Consider the following 19,147-nt stretch of genomic DNA (forward strand, 5'->3'; position numbering starts at 1 on the left):
GGTCAGTCTGGCAGGGAACACGGTGGTACGTGCCGGGTATCACCGAAGGTGAGGGTGCCGTCGGCCAAGCCCGCGACGGTCAGTCGTCGTGCCTCGGCGAGCGCATCGGTCTGTGTACGCAGCATCCGCTCCCGACGCTCGCCCTCGGCCAGCAACGCGTCGAAGCATTCCACGTCGTCGCGGTCGAGATCGGGAAGCTCGTACTCCTCGATGCGGTGGGCGGGGCGTACGGCGCTGGGGCTGCGACCGGTGCCTCGGGCTGCTCCAAGTAAGGCGGCCAGCACGCGCGGGGTAAGCGGGCGCTCGGCGTGCGGGTTGACGCGCAGCACGCGCGCCGGGAAGGCGGCAACGCTGAACCCGTCGTGGTTGATGAACAGACCGAGTTCGGGTGCCAGGGTGTAGACGAGATCCCCCGGTTCGGTGAGCGCTACGTGCTCGTACGCCGTCGCCAGCACCAGCCGGTCGATGCACCGGGCCCCGACGGCCCTGCGTCCGGTGACCTCCTCGGGTCCGAGCACGACATGGTGGCCGCCTCCGGTCAAGTGCCGCTGTTCGAGGCGGTGGCCCTTGATCTTGGCGACCCGGCCCTCGGCAATCATCGCGCCGAGGGTGGTGCGCCGCGGACGCGGGCCGGTGCGGCGGACGACACCACCCCGGTAGGGGCCGTACTCGTCGTCGTACGACCTGGCCGCCTTGGCAGCGCGCTCCAGGCTGCCCTCGGCCTCGCCGATGAGGGCGGGACGCTCGGTAACCGTGCGGGCCAGGATCTGAGAGGCAGGCGGACCCGGCGGGGTGAGCGGGCCGCCGAAGGCGCGGTCCAGCTCGACGACGCGCACCGCGCGACCGTAGCGAGGGTCGTGGCCGTCAAGGGCACGGAAGCCTTCGGCACGCCACAGAAGGATGTCTTCGGCCAGCCGCATCCGTACCGCCTCGGACAGGGGCTCGGCACTGATGTCGGCGAGCAGCACGTTGCCCTCCGCCGTCGAGACCTGGCCGCGGGTGAGGACCCACAGCGCCGCGCGGTAGCCGGGCCGGTAGGGCAGCACGCCGCCGGGCAGGGCGACCACAGCCTCCACGACCTTGCTTCGCAGAAGGGCGGAGCGCAGCTGGGACTCCGCTGTACCGGGCAGAGCGTCGATGAGTGCGTCAGCCGGGCCCAGGGCAAGGGCAGTACAACCAGGACCGAGCAGGTCGGCGACGCGCTCGATGCCCTCCAGAGCGGCGAGCACCGACCGGTCTTCGCCGGGCTGGAAGGGAAGCTGGGTGACGATCAGGTCAGGATCCGCGAGGCTTTCCTCAAGAGCTTGGCCGACCTGGACGTCGAGCGAGAATTCGTCGATGCCGGCCAGCAGCAGGCGGCGCCGGGCGATACGGGCCAGCCGCTCGTCCGGGTCGGCGGCCAGGGCCGTGATGGCGTCGGGCGCATCGGCCTCGCGGATCAGGGCGACAAGCAGATCGCCCGCGCCGGCATGCGGATCGGCAAGCGTGACCGAGCCTTGTCGGTCGAGGCGGCCTCGCAGGTCGGTGAGATCGACGAGGAGACTCTGGAGCTCGGCGGTCAGGGCATCGGCGGTCAGCGCGGGCAGGCGGAGCCGGGAACGTGAGGCGAGCAGCCACTCATGCGCTCCTCGCTCTCCATAGGCGGCCTCGACGATGCCTTCGGCGAGGTGGGCGAGCCGGACTACGTCGGCACCGGCCGCCCGCAGCTCGCGAAGGACGAACTCATCCTCCGGGTCCATACGCTCGGCCCGGCGCAGGAGAGCAACGCGGGCTTCCTCGGGCGTGCTCACCGTCGCATCGTCGGCGAGCGGCCGCTCGTCCAGGTGGCGCAGACAAAGCAGGGCACCGAGGGTCTCGACAGTGCGCAAAGGGTCGGTTCGGTCGGCCTGGGCGGCGATGCCGTGGAGGACGATCTCTGCGTGCAGCTGCCCCGGCCTGGTGTTGCCCAGACCGGTGGCGATGAGCCACCCGACCACCTGCTGACCATCGAACAGCGGGTGGCCGGCGTCGTGGGCAGCGGGCGCCGGGAAGTCGGCGTATCTCCGACGCCAGGTGGAGACCACGGGCCGCTTGACCTGTGCCAGTTCCGCGATCTCAGCCATGGAGACCAGCAGCACACTGCCATTCACCATCGCGGTGCCGGGCATTAACGACTCGGCGGACATGGCACTGATCTCCTCTCTCGGCTGGTCGCGAAGCGGCCTGGGGTTGAGCCGTTCGCCGACTCTCGGTGCTTCGGATGCGGCCACTCTAGGACGCCCCCCTGGACGGTTCTGCTTGTTTGGCTGATAACCCTGGTTATCAAGCACCAACTGGTTTAAGTCAGGCCGGCATCGTCACTCTCGGATCGCACCACTCGTCGTTCGGACCAGCACCGCGGACCCCGCTGTGCCCCACCGCCTGTCGCACCGAGAGGAAGCCGCCCCCATGAGCCTGACCATGCCGACCGCCACCGTTGAAGGCATCCAGCTGACCGTGACCCCGTTCCGCCCGGATGCGGTGATCGGCACGATGGCACTGCCGACCCTCCTGCAGCTCGTGCCCTCCCCGAAGGCCGAGGAGGACACGCGGGCCCTGAAGTACGCCTCCGGCACCCTGCGCCGGCACGCTGAGGTGCGCGCACTGGTCCAGCGGATGCTGAAGGCGTCCCAGAAGGGCCGGAACGTCGTCTCGTACGCCTCCTACATCGCCTCCGGGATCAACGGTGACCACGGCTGCGCCTGGTCGACCCCGCCCATCACCCTGTGGCTGGACGGGCACCCCGGAGCCGTGAGCGAAGAGTTGGTGCCCGGCAGTGGCATCCGCACCGTCACCGTCCTCCCGGGTTCCCCCGTCGTTGCCATCGACGGCGAAACCCAGGTCACCGCCTGGCACGAGCTGTATGACAACCCGGAGCGCTTCGGAACTACGTACCAGAAGCTGAGCGCTGTCCGGGTGCCGTTCGAGATGTACTTCGGCCTGAGCGTCGAGGACGCCCGGCAGATCTTCTACGACCGCAACGTCGAGGGCGTCCCCGTCGCCAAGAACCTGGCCATGTCCATGGACCAGCGCGACATCGGCACCCAGCTCGCCCACCGCGTCGCGAGCGCCGTCAAGATCGAGCACGACGGGAAGATCATTCCGTTCGCCAAGCTTGTTCAGGCCCGCAAGCGGCAGCTGACGAAGACCGATCCGGAGGTCGTGACCCTCTCCGCCCTCCGAGCGCTGGTGATCACCAGCCTGCACGGGCGGCGGGGGCTCGGCCTGTCGTCCGCGACCGTGCATGAGGACGCCCTGCCCGAGGGCGTCACCACCGAGCACATCGAGCAGCAGCTCGTTCCGCTGCTCTCGCGGCTCATCGCCCGCCTCTACCCGCACTTCGCCGCCCGCAGCGCTGTGTCCGCCCCGGCCGTCCTGGCCGGCCTCGGCGTCGCCGCTCACCAGGCCACCAGCTGGGCCGCCTCCGGTCAGCGGCTCACCGAGGACCAGCTGACCGGCCTGCTGGATTCCGTGCGCTGGGAACGGGACGCCCGTTTCTGGGACGGCATCGCTGCCAGCGCGAATGCCGCTGGCGTCCTGAACTTCGGAGGAGGCGCCAAGGACGCCGGCGGTCGGGTCGCCGACGCCCTGCTGCACCCCGAGACCGAGTACGGACGCAAGGTCCGCGGCTGGTAATAGGGTTGCCAGTCCAGGAAGTTGAGTCGGAGCTTTACGGGCCAGGGGGCACAGTGTGAGTGAGATCGCCAAAGCGGTAGCCGAACTCGAGGAGCAGGCCGCCGAGGCTCGCGAGCTTCGGCGAACCGTCGAGCGTGTGGAGACCGAGATCGCCGACCATCTGGACGAACTTCACAGCATTGGCAGTGAGATCCTCGACCTCCATTTCGACCTCGACAACCAGATCGCCGAGCACGATTACTCGGCTGTCGAGCAGGCGGTTGGAACCCTCGGGGGCCTCGTGAACGTCGCTGAGATCCTTCCCAAGATCGACGCGGTCTTGCTGCTGACCGCGCTCCTGGAGGGCACACCCACCCCCGACCTCTCGGTGCCGACCGAGCTGTTCAAGGCCGAGGAAACGCCTGCCTTCGAGCACCCGCGGCTGACCCAGGAGGACCTCGACCGCCAGTTCCAGAACGAGATGGCCGACTGGTCGGAGCCGGACGAGCAGGATGACCAATGGGCTGAGGAGCACTGGAGGGCCGAGCAGGAAGCCATCCGTAACCGTGCCCACAAGGCCGGCCTGCACCTGATGGAGCTCTTCGACCACATCGGAGACAACCTCTGGCCCGAGCTCGTCGAGTCAGTCGAGGCCGGCCGGCGCGACGACGCGGTCCGTGCGCTGGCAGCCGCCGCTGCAGCAGCGCGCGACGCACGGCCCGCGTACAAGCTGTACGAGGTCAACCTGTCGATCCAGTACGAGGCAGACCCGTCATCGCTCGGGGCGATGGGTGAGTTCCTGTCCGGCTTCGAGACCTGGCTGTTTTCGCAGAAGGACTCGTAGAGGCACCTCGAGCCTCCGTCCTACCGGCCACCAGGCCTCGGACTGGCCCCCGGTTGACGCCAACGCTGACGCCAACCGTCCGGAACGATGGCGCCCGACGGCAGCCTTCTACGGACGGCAGAAGGGCCCAAAGCGGGGCATCCCGACGCCCTGGCTTGGCCTGAAAAGCGGAAGGTCGCCGGTTCGACCCCGGCCCTGGCCACATCGCCTGAACAGGCACGATGCCCTCGAAGCAGCTCGCTTCGGGGGCATTTTCGTGCCGTTTGACGCCCACGGCGCGGCGGACGGTCACTCCCCAGGGATCCATAGCGCCGAGTTTCAAGCTCATCAGCGCTACTATGCATGCATGGCTACAGTCCAGATCAGAAACCTGAACGACGAGGCCTACGCGATACTGCGTCGGCGCGCGGACGAGTCGGGACGATCGCTACAGGAGTATCTGCGGCTCCGACTCGAGGAGGAAGCCGCGCAGCCCACTGTCGAGGAAGTGCTGGCTGCCGCCCGGGAGAACCTGTCGAGCAGCGTCTCGATGGCAGACATCCTCGCCGCACAGCGGGAGGGCCGGGGCGAGTGATCGTCGTCGACAACTCGGTACTCGTGGCAGCGCTGGTGGATCGGGGCCCTGTCGGCAAGGCCTGCGCGAGCCGGATCTCCGGAGAGCGCCTCGCCGCCCCCGCGCTGATCGACGTCGAGGCCGCGAGCGCGATCCGCGGACTGCTGCTCGGCCGGAAGGTCGAGCCCGCCGACGCGGATCGCGCCCTCCGACTGTTGCCGTCAGTGCCGATCCAGCGCGCCCAACACACGGAACTCCTGCCGCGAATCTGGGAACTGCGAGGCAACTTCACCGCGTACGATGCCGCCTACATCACTCTTGCCGAGCACTTGGGTGTGCCGCTGGTCACCGGCGACGCCAAGCTACAGCGAGGCTCCGGTGTGCGGTGCGTCATCGAAGTGATCAACTGACGGCACGTGCAGTCACCGGGTGCCGCAGCCCGACCTGACACACCTTCGGGGGCGGCGACCGCCTCGACCGGACCACGCTCGTTGGGTCAGCGGTCGGCCAGCAGCGCGCTCGCCAACGCCGATGCGGTGCTCGGTCCCTTGCCGTGGCGCGGTCGCGCTCCGGACAGTGACGGCATGCGCTTGGGACCGCGGTCCTGGCGGGCCTTCTCGACGACCGTCGTCCCGGTCTCCGCCTCCAGCACGGGGGCGTAGCCGGCAGCCCGGAGCGCGGCAAGGGTTGCTTCGGGCTCACCCGTGCTGATCAGCACGGTCGGCGCGATCCTCCGCAACCCGAGCTTGGCCAGCGCACGGGCCTTGGAAAGCTCCAGCACCAGTGCCTCGTCGTCGGAGCGGATGCAGCAGGCTGAGCGCACCACTCGCATCCGGCCGTGGGTCCGCGCGGTGTCCTTGATCAGGTACTCCAGGGGCTGCGGAAGCGGCCGCCCGCCCTCGGAAACGTCGGCCAGCCGAGCCAGCAGGTCGGCGGCGTCCCATCCGGAGTCCAGCGCCCGGCGGACCGCCGCAGGGGTGATCCGCCACACCACGGCATGGCCCTCCGACTCCCGGTCCGCACAGGCGGCCAGCAGGTCGGTCAGCTCCGCTGCGGCAGCTCCGGCGACCACGGCCGTAAGATCCGCCTGGAACCGGGCGGTGGTCTGCGGCGCGGGCAGCAGCGCGTCCAGGGCCGCGGACAACTGCCGAACCGCGTCGTCCAGAGCAGGACGGTCGCGCAGCGCCGGCCCGGCGCCCGGAACGGCTGGGAAGTGGCGGTGTGCACCCGCCCTCAGGAGCCCGAGCACGGCGTGCCCGAGCGGAGTCAGCGCTCCGTGGGCGACGACCCCGAGCAGCTCTGCCTCCGTCAGAGTCGCCTCGACCCGCTCCGCCTCCCACGAACCTTGGGCGAGGGCAGTCGGACGGAACCAGGCCGCCGTGGCGATGAGACCGGCGAGAGCGGTCGCCCGCGCGTGAGCGGACTTGCCGGTGGCGACTCCGCGCCCGGCCGGGAGGGTGGCCAGAGCCTCCAGCACGGCATAGCGCAGATCGACAGCCTCTCCGTCCTCCGGCGTGACCAGCGCGACCGGGGTGCCGTTCTCGTCCGGCCAGTAGCTGAACACCTCGGGCACCACCGCCCAGGTGGCGACGAGAGGCAGCAGCCGCTGAGCGGGTGGAGCCGCCAGCCACTCGTCGTACCGCTCGGTGGGCAGCATCCGGGCAGGTGGCTGGGGTTCCGGCCGACGCGCGCGGCCCCGCCCTCTCGCCGGGGCCTCCGGTTCCTCGGCGCAAGGGGTGATCAGGTCCGCGTTGTTCGCCAGGTCGAGCCACAACCGGGCTTGTTCCTCCGGCATGCCGGCCGCCTTCGCCAGTCGGCGGGTGTCCCGGACTGCTATCCCGCCCGCCTTGCGCACAGCGAGCGGCTGCACAGCGATCTGGCGGAGCATCAGTTCGACCCGGGAGGCCGCCTCGGCCAACGCCGCCTGCGCCTGGCCCTCGGCTGCACCACCCGGGATCTCCACCGTGCCCTCGACCGGGGGCGGGGCAGGCTGGTAGCTCGGCGCGCGGTCGTGGTCGCGCAACGCGTCGGCCACCTCGCGCGGCAGTTCCACCAGGTCCTCATCCACCGGAACGACCAGGCCGCGAGCGGCCAGCCAGTCCGTGCCGGGATCTCCCGATCCGCCTTCCCGGAAGGTGAACTTTCCTGCGGAGCCCGGGTAGAAGCCGCCGCCGTACCGGGAGACGAAGCAGTGCGTGCGCAGCAGTGGCGGGCCCGGAACCAGTTTGTCCAGCAGGTCCAAGGCCGCGGGCGGCGCCTCGGCGGCCATGGCGCGCACGCGCTTCGCATCCCTGAGCACGTCCACGATCTGCCGCTGCGCCTCGTCTCGAGTCCGCGCCTTCGCGAGCTCCAGCCCCTGCGCGATGCGGTGGATCTCCGGAGCGTTGAAGGCCTCGGTGAGCAGTTGTTCGGCGGGCCGGCCGTAACCGCCGCCTTCGCCCGCCTGACGGTGGACCAGGATCGGAACGGTGAACCTACTTCCGGACGAGGGCAGCACCAGGGCCCGCTCGGTCAGCCGGGACAGCGCGGCCTCAGCCGCGGACCGACCCGCGCCGTCGAGGTGCAGGAATCGGAAGAGCTGGTCCCGGGTCACGGACCGGTCAGCGGGGTCGACCGCAGGTTCGTCGAGCCGCGGTGAACGGCCGCCGTAGCCCATGAACAGGTGATGAGCAGACGGGACGGCCGGTAGCGGACCGTGCAACCGTTCGGCCAAGGTCGCCACAGAGAACAGCAGTTGAAGGTCCCCGAGGCTGATCTCGCTCAGCCCCAGGGCCGTCGAGGCGTCCGTCAGCAGGTGGACGGCCAGGTCGGTCAGGCTCGCCACCCTGGCCGCGTGGGGAAGTTCTCGCTGCTCCAGCAATTCCGTCAGCTGCGCAGGAGTACGGTCGGCCAGCCAGATCGCAAGGCTTCGTGCTGCTTTCACCGCACCAAGCGTAGCGAGCCGCCGGCGGGGACGGGACCAGAGGTTTGAAACCCGGGCCCCTTCCGCTGCGGCTCGCCCAATGTCGGCAAGAGCCGCAATCCCGACCTGACGTACCTGCCGGAGGATGCACTCACGACCAGGGACAACCAGGTTCCTGCCGAGGTTGCGGCGATCGCCGTCGAACTGGTCTCACCGTCCAACCCGGAGAACGACTGGGTGGGGAAGGACGGGACTACCCGCTCATGAGGATCCCTCTCCGCCTCGTGATCGACGCAAGGGAGAAGGCGGTCACCCTCTTCAGCCGACCCGACGGCACGAAGTACCACCGCCGCGAGGACATCGCGTTCGGCGAGACCGTCCACATCCCGGAGCCGTTCGACTTCGAGCTGATCACGACCGGCCTGCTCCCCTGCTGAGCACACCCAGCACCTGCGAAGCTCCGCCGCTTGACGCCGACGCTGACGCCAACCGGCGTGCACGATGACGTCCGAAGCCGCACTTCTGCAGACGGCGGAAGCGCTCAAACCGGGGCATTCCACCGCCCCGGCTTGGCCTGAAAAGCGGAAGGTCGCCGGTTCGACCCCGGCCCTGGCCACATCGCCTGAACAGGCACGATGCCCTCGAAGCAGCTCGCTTCGAAGGCATTTTCGTGCCGTTTGGTGCCGACGGAACGGCGGACGGTCACCTTCCTCCTTCCCGACACGGGTACGTGACGTACTTCCGGCTCTTCGCGGCAACCTTTCCGGCCTCCGCGGCCACTCAGTGGTGTCCGGCCAAGTGGTTCGGTCAGATGCGACGGCTGAAAGAGAGCACAGACGTGTCCCCTGAACGAGAGCACAGAGATGTCCCTCGCCCACCCGACGTCGTCAGTGGCGTCGCACGGGCGGGCGGCCACGGGCGCGGAGGCCGTCCGTCGCATCGCGCCCGCCGGCTGTACCAGCGCCGGGGTTTCTGGGCGGCTGTCGGCCTGGCGGTCGTGGGCGCCTCCGTGGCCGTGGTCAACACGGCCTCGGCGGGCACCGTGTCCGTGGACACGAACCCCTGGTACCTGCTGGTCAACCGCAGCACCGGCCAGGTGCTGGACGACTACGGCTACGGCGCGTACGACGGCGCCCCGGTGGTGCAGTGGAGCCGCACCGGCGAGGCGAACCAGCAGTGGAAGTTCCTCGACGCGGGTGACGGGAACTACCGGCTGCAGAACCGGTACTCCGGAAAGGTGCTGGACGACTACGGCTGGTCGAAGGCCGAAGGCTCCCAGGTGAGGCAGTGGCGTGACCTGAACGGCACCAACCAGCAGTTCCACCTGGAAAAGTCGTCGGACGGCTACGTCCGTCTGATCAACACCTTCAACGGCAAGGCCGTCGAGGTCCCGCTCGGCTCCAAGACCGACGGGGGCCAGATCGCCCAGTACCACGACTGGAACGGCGCCAACCAGCAGTGGCAGCTCGTCCCGGTCGGCAGCGCCGGAGGCACCGCCGGAGGCCCCGGGAACACGGGGGGCTCCGGCAGCAGCGCCACGCCCGCCAAACCCGCCACGCCGGGCGGCAGCGCTCCGACGAGCCAGGCCCCGAGCGGTAACCACCCGGCGTCGGCACCGCCGGCGGCTCCGGCCGGCGGCGGCAACAACTCGGCGAAGAGTTTCATGGGCAGCAACACGGTGCTCATCGGCGGCTCGATGTCCGACGCATCGGCGAACGCCGCGCCGTTCGACGTGCAGTACGCCTACGTGCACAGCCAGCCCGCGCCCTCCTCGGACTACTACACGGCGGCCCGCTGCCAGGACGGGTGGACGGGCTGGTGGGGCTGCTGGAACGGCAGCACCACGGCGCCCGGCACGTACGTGACCTGGCGGGACGCCAAGGCCGCTCAGGAGACCTACCAGGGCAAGCCGCGCCCGCAGAAGTTCCTCTGGACCTGGTACTCGCTGCGCGACCTCGGCGACGCGGCGGGCCAGGGCGACGGTCCGGGCGAGGTCCAGGCCATCAACAGGGCCGACCTGCTCACCCGGTACCTGAACGACTACCGCTTCTTCCTCCAGAAGATCGGCACCTCGCACGACATGATCGACCTCGAGCCCGACTTCTGGGGCTACGTCCGGTCGCTCGGCGACCCGCACCAGGTCGCCGCACAGGTCAAGGCCGCGGACCCGACGGACTGCGGATCGCAGGAGAACAGCGCCGCCGGACTCGCCCAGTGCCTGATCTCGATGGCGCACAAGTACGCTCCGAACACCGCCGTCGGAATGCACCTGTCCTGCTTCGACTGGCAGCAGAACACCCCGCAGTGCGTCAAGGACTACGCCCACCTCGGCGCGCAGAACGCCGACTTCCTGGCCACCGACGTGTCGGACCGCGACGCGGGCTGGTACGCGCAGCCCGCCCACGGCGGCCTCGACAAGTTCTGGACCGACCAGAAGGCCGCCGCCCAGCTGTCGTTCTACAGGACGATGGCCGAGTCCGTGGGCAAGCCGGTGGTCCTGTGGCAGATCCCCGTGGGCAACATGGCGCAGAACAACACGCTCAACCACTACAAGGACGACAAGGTGGACTGGTTCTTCGCGCACATGGACCAGGTGGCGAACGCGCACATCGCCGGTCTGCTCTTCGGCGCGGGACAGCAGGAACAGACCACGGCCGAGACCGACGGCGGAAACCTGATCAACAAGACGATCGCGTACCACAACTCGGGCGGTGCAGCGCTCAAGTAGGCGGAGGAACGACTGTGGCCCCGCCCTTTCGGTGGGGCCACGGTCGTTCTCAGCAGGTGTCCGCGGGCGTCCGCGGTATGCCCGGGCCTTCCCCACGAGCCCGGAGGAGCGGGGCACGGCCCGGTCGGTGGTGGTGTCAGAGGGCGGGGAAGGCGGGGAAGGTGCAGGTGGGGGCCGTGCCCGGGCTCTTGGTGGTGGTCAGGGTGACGTCGGGGCCGGACGGGTGGAGGTTGGTGTTGCCGGCGGTGATGCGGGCGTTGGCGGCGGTCGCCGTGGTGACGTCGAGGTTGACGTGCTGCAGGGTCAGTTCGAGCGGGCGGGTCCTGTCCAGCCCGACGAGGATGGATTTCGCTCCGCCCGGGGAGTGGGTTGCGGTGACGCCGTCGACGGTGATGCCGGTGAACCAGGGGGTGTTGGGGCCGCTGCCGCCGGAGTAGTGGGTGTCGAAGACGAGCGGGGCGCGGACGGCGTCGAGGCAGGTGTTCAGGTAGGTGACGCGGGTGACCCTGCCGCCGTTGGCGGGGGAGCTCTTGATGCGGATGCCGGTGCTGGAGCCACTGGTGTTGCCGAGGGCGTCGGTGCCGGTGAGGGTGTTGTCGCGGAAGAGGACGTTGGTCACGCCGCTGGTGGTCTCGCTGCCGATGGAGATGCCGTGGGTGCCGTAGAAGTGGTTGTTCGTCACGGTGATGTTGCTGCTGGACCTGTTGCCGCCCTTGATGGCGATGCCGTCGTCGCCGTCCATGATGGAGGAGTCGGTGATGGTGACGTTGGTGGCGCCGGCCGGGTCGATGCCGTCGGTGTTGCGGGCGGTGGCGGGGGTCTTGATCCGTACGCCCCAGGCGGTGAAGCCGTTGCCGCCGTTGTAGACGACGTGGAAGTTGGGGGAGTTCAGCAGGTCGACGTGGTAGAGGGTGAAGTTGTCGGAGTCGTCGGCCTGGATCAGGCGGGGGTTGTTCTGGGTGGAGCCGGCCTTCTGGGCGTCGGTGGCGAGCTGCCACCAGCTGGTGGTGGTGCCGAGGACGGTCTGGTCGCCTCGGCCGTCGATGCGGCCCTGGCTGCCGTCGGCGGCGCGGACGGCCTCGATGCCGGCGTTGGCTCCGGCGACGCTGATCAGTGGTTTGCAGCCGCCGCCGGAGGAGGCGAGGGTGCCGCAGCGCGGCTTGCCGCTGACCTGGTAATCGGCGGGGTTGCGTGAGCCGTAGAGGGTGACACCACTGTCCAGCAGCAGGACTTCGCCCTGGTGGACGGCCAGCGGTCCGGTGAGGAAGGCGTTGTGGCCGGAGTCCGTCGCCTGCAGGCGGACGGCCACGGTCTGCTGTCCGGTCTGGGCGCAGGTGTCGAGGGCGTGCTGGATGCGGATCGTGTCCGGTGCGGTGGTTTCGCTGCCCTGGTCGGTGGCGCGGGCGGGCATGGTCCGGGCGGCGGGAACGGCGGCACAGACGGTGGTGGGCAGTGCGGGCTCGGTGACGTGGCGGGTGTCACCGGTCGCCGTTCCGGCCGGCACGGTCGATCCGGTGCCGTGCGAGGCCGCGACCGGGTTCCAGCCGTCGGTGCCCGCGAGGTACGCGGTGGCGGCGCGTTGGCCGCTGCCGTCAGGGACCACGGTCAGCGTGTGGGCCTTCGGGGTCAGGGCCGCCTGGGCGGCCAGGGGGACGGTGGCACCCATGACGGCGAGGACTCCGGCGGTGGCGAGCACGCGACGGGTCGCCGGGCGTCGGCGGTGTGTGTGTCGGTCGAGATCTGGCAACGGTCCGTCCTTCTGGAGCGGCGGCCCGCGGACGCGGGCCGGATTCTCCATCAGTTGCCGCCGGTGCACGAAGGGTTGCCGGTGCGAGAGCGTGTGCTCCTCCCAGCCGGGCGCGCCGCCTCCGGGTGCACGTCTCACCGCGGGGAGGACAGGTGCCCCTCGACTGCGAGGGCGCCATCGGAGTCCGAGGCGTCCGCACGGTAGGTGTCGTCCCTCGGATCCCGCGGGCCCGTGGCGTGGTTGTACTGGGCCGCGAAGACGTGCTGCCCCGGCGGCACCGTGCAGCCGGGCTTGAGCGTCCAGCGGTAGATCAGCGCACCGCCCTGGTCCTGCACGGTGACGGTGAACCAGTCGGCGGGGAGCGTCTGCCAGTAGCCCGTGCTCTGCACCCCTCCGGTCTGGGCGATCCGCAGCTCGACGGTGAGGGTGGCGAGCGGCTGGGTGGTCTTGAGCGTGAGGTTGCTCTGCGCCCAGTAGATCGTGCTGTGCGGGTCGACAGAGCCGTCCGATGACAGCGCTCCCTGCCGGGCCTGCGTGCTGCCGGACGGTGACCGGCTCGGATTGCCCGTCGGCACGGCCGAGGCCGGGCTACCCGTCGGCACGTCCGGGGCCGGCCTGCCCGACGGTACGTTCGGGGCGGAGCCACCCGTCGGCACGTTCGGGGTCGGTTTGCCCGTCGGCACGGTCGGGGCCGGGCTGCCGGTGGGCGGGACGGAGGGCGTAGGACTCACGGTCGCCGTCGCGGTCGATGTGGGAGCGGTCGCGATGTCGGGCCGTGGTGGCGACGTCCGGACCACGGCGGCGACTGCCACGCTGACGGCCACGATGCCGGCCGTGGCAACGGAAACGAGAGCCGCCTTCGGCCAGGACCGCCTCACCCGGGGCCCGTGGTGGCGGGTCGCGGCGGGTGTCATGCCGCGTTCCATCCGGGCCTGGATCCGGGTGCGGTCGGGCTGATGCTGCTCGGCGGCATCGCGAAGCAGCCCGGCGACCTCCTCGTTCAACGACCGCTCCTGCCCGTCACCAGTTCTCCGGCCGCGCGTGCGCCCAGCATCCGTTCCAGCTCGGCCATACCCTTCGAGGTCTGGCTCTTCACCGTACCGACCGACACTCCGAGAGCCAGCGCCGTGTCCCGCTCCGACAGGTCGAAGGCGTGCCGCAGCACCACACACACCCGCTTGCGGAACGGCAACCGCGCCAAGGCCGTCCTCACGTCCACCACGGCAGCCACGTCCGGATCCTCGATCCGCTCCGACCGATGGGACCAGAACAAGGTGATCCGCCGCCTTTCGCGCACCGAACTCCGGATTCGAGCCCGAGCCAGGTTGGCCACGACGCCCCGCGCATACGCGAGCGGCTGCTCCGCTGCGCGCAGCCGGTCCCATCGCCGCCACAGAGCGAGCAGCGCATCGGCTGCCAGGTCGTCGGCCGCATCCGCTTCGCCTGTCAGGAGGTGGGCGAAACGGGACAGTTCGGCGTAATGGCGTTCGAAGAATCCATGGAACTCCGCGGACGCATCATCGAAGGGCATGTCCGTCGGCAGCCTCTCAGTGCGTTGTTGGCGCTCACATCCGAAAGCGGGGGAGCGGAAGCGTACCAATCGGTAGCCGGCCCGGGTTTCGCGCCGCCGCCGGGACCGCCGCAGGCGCCCTCGCGGCCCGGACCGGCTTCGCCCCGACGGGACGAGGGCCGCGCCCGTCCGCTCGACGGAAGATTCTCCTTCCCGAACGGCAACCTTCCCGTCCGCCGCGGCAACTGACGGGTAACCGGGGCATTAGACGGAGGCCCCCAGCGCCAGAAGGACAAGCCTTTGCCAGTTCAGAACCGCTCTCATCGCCGCCGTCCGGCAACCCGCCGCGTGCTCGCCGTCGCCGTTGTCCTCGCTGCCGTGGGGGCCGCCGTACCCCTGGTCGCCCAGGCCGCGTTCACGTCGAACCCCAGCACGCCGACCACGCTGGGCGCGGGGGCGGCCGGCAGCGGCCGCTACTTCGGCACGGCGGTGGCCGCGGGCAGGCTCGGGGACTCGACGTACTCCACCATCCTCGACCGGGAGTTCAACGCGATAACGCCCGAGAACGAGATGAAGTGGGACAGCACCGAACCCTCCCGGGGCTCGTTCAACTTCCGCCCCGCCGACGCGATCGTCGACCACGCCGCCGCGCACGGCCAGAAGGTGCGCGGCCACACCCTGGTCTGGCACTCCCAGCTGCCCGGCTGGGTCGGCTCGATCAACGACGCCAACACCCTGCGCAGCGTCATGGACAACCACATCACGCAGGAAATGAGCCACTACAAGGGCAAGATCTACGCCTGGGACGTGGTGAACGAGGCCTTCGCCGACGGCCCCAGCGGCCAGCACCGCAGCTCGGTGTTCCAGAACGTGCTGGGCAACGGCTTCATCGAAGAGGCGTTCCGCACCGCCCGCGGCGTCGACCCCGGGGCGAAGCTCTGCTACAACGACTACAACATCGAGAACTGGTCCGACGCCAAGACCCAGGGCGTCTACGGCATGGTCAAGGACTTCAAGTCCCGTGGCGTGCCGATCGACTGCGTCGGGTTCCAGAGCCACTTCGGCGCGGGCGGCCCGCCGGCGAACTTCCGGACCACGCTGTCGAACTTCGCCGCACTCGGCGTGGACGTCCAGATCACCGAGCTCGACATCGCCCAGGCCCCCGCGAGCGCGTACACCGACACCGTCCGGGACTGCCTCGACGTCGCCCGCTGCACGGGCATCTCGGTGTGGGGCATCCGCGACAGCGACTCGTGGCGCGGCGGTGAGAACCCGCTGCTGTTCGACGCCAGTGGCAACAAGAAGCCCGCCTACGCCGCAGCGCTCACCGCCCTCGGCGGCAGCAGCAGCGGTGGCGGCGGCACACAGGGCGGGGGCATCAGCTCCGGCACCGTCTACTCGCTCTCCGCGGCGGTCGGCGGACGCGTCCTGGACGAGCCCGCCGGGCAGAACGGCAACGGCACCCCGCTCCAGGTCTGGGACGCCAACGGCGACGCGGCCAACCAGCACTGGCGCGCCGACCGCAACGCCGACGGCTCCTACACGTTCACCAACCTCGCCAGCGGCCGGGTCCTGGACGAGCCCAGCGGCCGGACGGCCAACGGCACGAAGCCGCTGGTCTGGGACGCCAACGGCGGTGCCAACCAGCACTGGCGTGCCGACCGCAACGCCGACGGTTCCTACACCCTGATCAACGTCGCCAGCGGCCGGGCACTCGAACTCCCCGGCGGCCAGAGCGCCAACGGCACCTCCGTCCAGGTCTGGGACTCCTGGGGCGCCGCCAACCAACACTGGAACCTCGGCTCGTCCGCACCGACGGCCGGCGGCACCTGCACCCTCCCGTCGACGTACCACTGGTCCTCGACGGGCGCGCTGGCGCAGCCGGCGAACGGCTGGGCCGCCGTGAAGGACTTCACCGACGTGGTCTACAACGGCAAGCACCTGGTCTACGCGTCGAACGTGAACGGCTCCTCGTACGGCTCGATGATGTTCAGCCCCTTCACGAACTGGTCCGACATGGCCTCGGCCCCCCAGACCGGGATGAGCCAGGCCGCGGTGGCGCCGACGCTGTTCTACTTCGCGCCGAAGAACATCTGGGTCCTGGCCTACCAGTGGGGCCAGTCGCCGTTCGTCTACCGCACGTCCAGCGACCCGACCAACCCCAACGGCTGGTCCGCGCCGCAGCCGCTGTTCACCGGCAGCATCCCGGGCTCCGGCACCGGCCCGATCGACCAGACCCTGATCGCCGACGAGCAGAACATGTACCTGTTCTTCGCCGGTGACAACGGCAGCATCTACCGGGCGAGCATGCCCATCGGAAACTTCCCGGGCAACTTCGGCTCCTCCTACACCACGGTCATGAGCGACTCGGAGAAGAACCTCTTCGAGGCCCCGCAGGTCTACAAGGTCAAGGGCCAGAACCAGTACCTCATGATCGTCGAGGCCCGCGGCGCGAACGAGCAGCGCTACTTCCGCTCCTTCACCGCCTCCAGCCTGAACGGCTCCTGGACCCCGCAGGCCGCCACCGAGAGCAGCCCCTTCGCCGGCAAGGCCAACAGCGGCGCCACCTGGACCAACGACATCAGCCACGGCGACCTGGTCCGCAACAACCCCGACCAGACCATGACCATCGACCCCTGCAACCTGCAGTTCCTCTACCAGGGCAAGTCCCCCACCGCGACCGGCTCCTACGACCGGCTGCCGTGGCGGCCCGGTGTCCTCACCCTCCAGCGCTGACCCCGCCTGGTCCAGGGTGATCGCGATCGGGAACGGCCCGCCGGCGCGTGGACGAGCGGTTCACGCCGCGGGCCGCTCCACCCGCTGACCGACACCCACCGCATCGAGGAACCCCAGCCGTGCGTCGGCCGGGGTTCCTCTTTCGTGGGCCTTCATCGCGGGGGGCCGAAGCGCAGCCGCAGCGTGCGAACGGTCCGGGCATCTTGCCGATCGGACGGTTCACACCGCCCCGGCTCGACCCCCGGCCCCGCCCATAACGCCTGACCGGGCCGCTACTCCCCTGCCCCATCCTCCGCCTGACCGCCCCTCACCGGGGGAGCCGGGCGGTGAGCCAGTCCGCGGTGGCCGGGAGCCAGTCGGGGAGGGCGGTGCCGAGCAGGTGGTTGCCGTGCGGGACGAGCAGCAGTTCGGCGTTCGGGGCGCGCTCGGCGAGGACGGTGGCGTTGGTGACGCCGGGGATGCGGTCCTCGCCGCCCTCGACCACCAGCAGCGGGAGGGTGATCGTCGGCGCGAGTTCGGTCAGGTCGAGCCGGTCGGCGAAGGCCCGCGCCGCATCCGGGCCGCCGCAGCGCTGGCCGAGCGTCTCGGTGACGAACGGCACCAGGGCCGCCCAGTCCAGTCGGTACGGCCCGCTGACCGCCACCGCGGCGCGCAGCCGCGGCTCGTGGGCGGCGGCCACCGCCGCGTAGTAACCGCCCAGGCTGAGCCCGACCACGGCGGTGCGGCCGAGGTCCAGGCCGTCGTGCGCCGCGAGCGAGTCCAGCGCCCGGCCCACCACCCGGTGGTAGTCCGGCTCCGGCGCACTGGTGGCGGCCAGGACGCCCTGCCCCGGCCCGTCGATCGCCAGCACGGCGACCCCCCGGGCCAGCAGCGCGTCGGCGAGCGCGTGGAACTCCTCCTTCCCGGAGTCCATGCCCGGCACGATCAGCACCACCGGGCCACCACCCGCCGCAGGCCGGCGCAGCCAGCCCGCGAAGCCCTCGCCCTCGACCCGCGCCGCCTCCGGCTCCAGCAGCGCCAACGACCGCCGCATCGCCTCGTCGGCCTCGTCGGCCAGCCGGGCGGCGCCGGCCCGGTCGGGGTGCGGCATCAGTCCGGCCGCGTGGAACCAGCGGGCGGCACTGCGGTAGGCGCCACCAGCGGTGACCGTACGACCCTCGGCAGCGGCGGCCCCGGCCGCGGTGGCATACCGGCGCCCGACGGCCCCGAACGCAGCCGGCCAGTCGCGCAGCGAACCCAGCGCCCCGGTCACCCGGTCGTACTCGTACATGTCGAGACCGGCGCCGTGCGCGCGCGGTCGGGTCTCCGCGACGAACGCGGGCAGCAGACCGGGGGTGTCGACGAAGGACACGATGGGGGTCCCTTTCCAGCAATCAGGCGACGGTCAGGACGGCCTTGCCGCGGATCCGCCGGTCGCGCAGGTCGGTGAGGGTGGTCGCGGTCCGCTCCCAGGGCGCGACCAGGCCGATCTCCGGGGTCAGCCGGCCGGCCGCCGCCAGACGCACCAGCGTGGCCAGGTCCTCGCCGTCCGGGACGTCCGAGTCGGCGTAGTGGAAGTGCCGCAGGGTGGCCGACTCGGGGCCGGAGAAGAAGTCGAAGAAGTCCAGCGTGGCCGGCGTGCGCGAGGCCTGTCCGAACCAGACCAGAGTGCCGCGCCGGGCCAGCCGGGCCAGCGCCAGCGGCAGGTTCGCCCCACCGGTGGACTCCAGTACCAGGTCGTACGGGCCCCGGGCCTCATCCAACTCGTGCACCACCTCGGCCGCCCCCAGCTCGGCCAGCCGCCGGCCCCGCTCCGGAGAAGCGGTGACGACGGTCAGCTCGGCCCCCGCCGCCGCGGCCAGCTCGGTGAAGTAGTGCCCCACCCCGCCGGACGCCCCGGTCAACAGCACCCGCCGCCCGGCGACCGCCCCCACCGTGCGCAACAGCCGCAGCGCCGTCAGCCCCGCCAACGGCAGCGCGGCCGCCCGTACGGAGTCCACACTGTCCGGCAGCTCCGCCAGCGAGGACACCGGCACGCACACGTACTCGGCCCACCCCGCCGCCGGCGGATGCCCCACCACCCGCCGACACGCCGCAGGCCCCGTCCCGTCAGCCGCAGCCTGCACCACCAGCCCCGCCACGTCCTTCCCCGGCCGCCACCCGTCCCTCGGCGCCTCCAGCTGAAACGTCTCCCCCCGGTTCACCGAGAACGCCTCCACCTTCACCAACACCTCCCCCGGCCCCGGCCGCGGCTGCTCCACCTCCGCGAACCGCACCGGCTCCCCCGCATCCCCCGTCGCCACCAGCGCCTTCATCCCCACTCCTCACCTCGTCGGAGCCCCCACCCCACCGCCCCCGCCACCCCCGGGTCCAACAACCACCGGACGGCAACGACAACCCCCGGCTGTCACCCCCACGCACCCACCGCCCTCCTCCCCCTCCCAGGACGCACGGCCCCCTCCACGGGCGCGCGGGCGACGCCCCGCGCGCCCAACACACCCCCTCCCCCACACCC

General features: G+C 70.7%; 14 protein-coding genes and 1 tRNA gene. 8 read left to right on the forward strand and 7 right to left on the reverse strand.

The window, feature by feature from the left end; genetic code table 11:
* Positions 1-2: 2 nt before the first annotated feature.
* Positions 3-2,165: a hypothetical protein gene (locus ACFV1W_RS14320; protein WP_380416260.1), complete on the reverse strand. Its 2,163-nt coding sequence runs from the start codon at positions 2,163-2,165 to the stop codon at positions 3-5.
* A 262-nt stretch (positions 2,166-2,427) separates the two neighbouring features.
* On the opposite strand from ACFV1W_RS14320, the gene ACFV1W_RS14325 reads away from it, so the two are divergent.
* The 5 genes from ACFV1W_RS14325 (at position 2,428) to ACFV1W_RS14345 (ending at position 5,440) form a co-directional block, all read left to right on the forward strand.
* Positions 2,428-3,654 (forward strand): hypothetical protein, encoded by a 1,227-nt coding sequence (locus tag ACFV1W_RS14325; RefSeq protein ID WP_380416262.1) that lies wholly within the window; start codon positions 2,428-2,430, stop codon positions 3,652-3,654.
* Between the two features lie 55 nt (positions 3,655-3,709).
* Entirely contained in the window at positions 3,710-4,477 is a 768-nt protein-coding gene (locus ACFV1W_RS14330; RefSeq protein WP_380416264.1) for a hypothetical protein, read from the forward strand.
* 124 nt (positions 4,478-4,601) lie between these two features.
* A tRNA-Phe gene (locus ACFV1W_RS14335) sits at positions 4,602-4,679 on the forward strand.
* A 144-nt stretch (positions 4,680-4,823) separates the two neighbouring features.
* On the forward strand, positions 4,824-5,051 hold the full coding sequence (locus ACFV1W_RS14340) for an antitoxin (protein WP_380416266.1): 228 nt from the start codon (positions 4,824-4,826) through the stop codon (positions 5,049-5,051).
* A complete protein-coding gene (locus ACFV1W_RS14345) occupies positions 5,048-5,440 on the forward strand; it encodes a type II toxin-antitoxin system VapC family toxin (RefSeq protein WP_380416267.1) in 393 nt (130 codons plus the stop codon). Before ACFV1W_RS14340 ends, ACFV1W_RS14345 begins: the two co-directional genes overlap by 4 nt.
* An 86-nt stretch (positions 5,441-5,526) precedes the next feature.
* Here the strand turns inward: ACFV1W_RS14345 and ACFV1W_RS14350 are convergent, their stop codons facing one another.
* Positions 5,527-7,953 carry a helicase-associated domain-containing protein gene (locus tag ACFV1W_RS14350; protein WP_380416270.1) on the reverse strand — a complete coding sequence of 809 codons (2,427 nt, stop codon included), beginning with the start codon at positions 7,951-7,953 and terminating at the stop codon, positions 5,527-5,529.
* Between the two features lie 242 nt (positions 7,954-8,195).
* Here ACFV1W_RS14350 and ACFV1W_RS14355 point away from each other — a divergent pair, with 242 nt between their 5' ends.
* Entirely contained in the window at positions 8,196-8,369 is a 174-nt protein-coding gene (locus tag ACFV1W_RS14355; RefSeq protein WP_380416273.1) for a hypothetical protein, read from the forward strand.
* 560 nt (positions 8,370-8,929) lie between these two features.
* A complete protein-coding gene (locus tag ACFV1W_RS14360; protein WP_380416276.1) occupies positions 8,930-10,660 on the forward strand; it encodes an RICIN domain-containing protein in 1,731 nt (576 codons plus the stop codon).
* 136 nt (positions 10,661-10,796) lie between these two features.
* On the opposite strand, the gene ACFV1W_RS14365 is transcribed toward ACFV1W_RS14360, so the two are convergent.
* The 3 genes from ACFV1W_RS14365 to ACFV1W_RS14375 all read right to left on the reverse strand — a co-directional run bounded on the left by ACFV1W_RS14365 (position 10,797) and on the right by ACFV1W_RS14375 (position 13,938).
* Entirely contained in the window at positions 10,797-12,356 is a 1,560-nt protein-coding gene (locus ACFV1W_RS14365) for a glycoside hydrolase family 28 protein (RefSeq protein WP_380416278.1), read from the reverse strand.
* Positions 12,357-12,541: 185 nt separating this feature from the next.
* The gene (locus tag ACFV1W_RS14370; protein ID WP_380416280.1) at positions 12,542-13,411 is read right to left on the reverse strand and encodes a hypothetical protein; all 870 of its coding nucleotides are present in this window, start codon (positions 13,409-13,411) and stop codon (positions 12,542-12,544) included.
* Complete coding sequence (locus tag ACFV1W_RS14375; protein WP_380416282.1) at positions 13,408-13,938, reverse strand: SigE family RNA polymerase sigma factor; 531 nt, start codon at positions 13,936-13,938, stop codon at positions 13,408-13,410. The genes ACFV1W_RS14370 and ACFV1W_RS14375 overlap by 4 nt, the downstream gene beginning before the upstream one ends.
* Before the next feature lie 327 nt (positions 13,939-14,265).
* Between ACFV1W_RS14375 and ACFV1W_RS14380 the strand changes: the two genes are divergently transcribed.
* Complete coding sequence (locus ACFV1W_RS14380) at positions 14,266-16,653, forward strand: non-reducing end alpha-L-arabinofuranosidase family hydrolase (protein WP_380416285.1); 2,388 nt, start codon at positions 14,266-14,268, stop codon at positions 16,651-16,653.
* Between the two features lie 307 nt (positions 16,654-16,960).
* Here the strand turns inward: ACFV1W_RS14380 and ACFV1W_RS14385 are convergent, their stop codons facing one another.
* Both ACFV1W_RS14385 and ACFV1W_RS14390 read right to left on the reverse strand, forming a co-directional pair.
* Positions 16,961-18,004 carry an alpha/beta hydrolase family protein gene (locus ACFV1W_RS14385; protein ID WP_380416287.1) on the reverse strand — a complete coding sequence of 348 codons (1,044 nt, stop codon included), beginning with the start codon at positions 18,002-18,004 and terminating at the stop codon, positions 16,961-16,963.
* Between the two features lie 22 nt (positions 18,005-18,026).
* Positions 18,027-18,947: a zinc-binding dehydrogenase gene (locus ACFV1W_RS14390; protein WP_380416289.1), complete on the reverse strand. Its 921-nt coding sequence runs from the start codon at positions 18,945-18,947 to the stop codon at positions 18,027-18,029.
* Between the last annotated feature and the right edge of the window lie 200 nt (positions 18,948-19,147).

It is taken from the genome of Kitasatospora sp. NPDC059648 (assembly GCF_042734825.1).
GTDB lineage: Bacteria > Actinomycetota > Actinomycetes > Streptomycetales > Streptomycetaceae > Kitasatospora.

Bases quoted from the DNA above. Each gene is read 5' to 3' on its own strand.
- ACFV1W_RS14325 (WP_380416262.1), top strand. From the start codon at position 2,428: ATGAGCCTGACCATGCCGACCGCCACCGTTGAAGGCATCCAGCTGACC.
- ACFV1W_RS14390 (WP_380416289.1), bottom strand. From the start codon at position 18,947: ATGAAGGCGCTGGTGGCGACGGGGGATGCGGGGGAGCCGGTGCGGTTC.
- ACFV1W_RS14340 (WP_380416266.1), top strand. From the start codon at position 4,824: ATGGCTACAGTCCAGATCAGAAACCTGAACGACGAGGCCTACGCGATA.
- ACFV1W_RS14375 (WP_380416282.1), bottom strand. From the start codon at position 13,938: ATGCCCTTCGATGATGCGTCCGCGGAGTTCCATGGATTCTTCGAACGC.
- ACFV1W_RS14320 (WP_380416260.1), bottom strand. From the start codon at position 2,165: ATGTCCGCCGAGTCGTTAATGCCCGGCACCGCGATGGTGAATGGCAGT.
- ACFV1W_RS14355 (WP_380416273.1), top strand. From the start codon at position 8,196: ATGAGGATCCCTCTCCGCCTCGTGATCGACGCAAGGGAGAAGGCGGTC.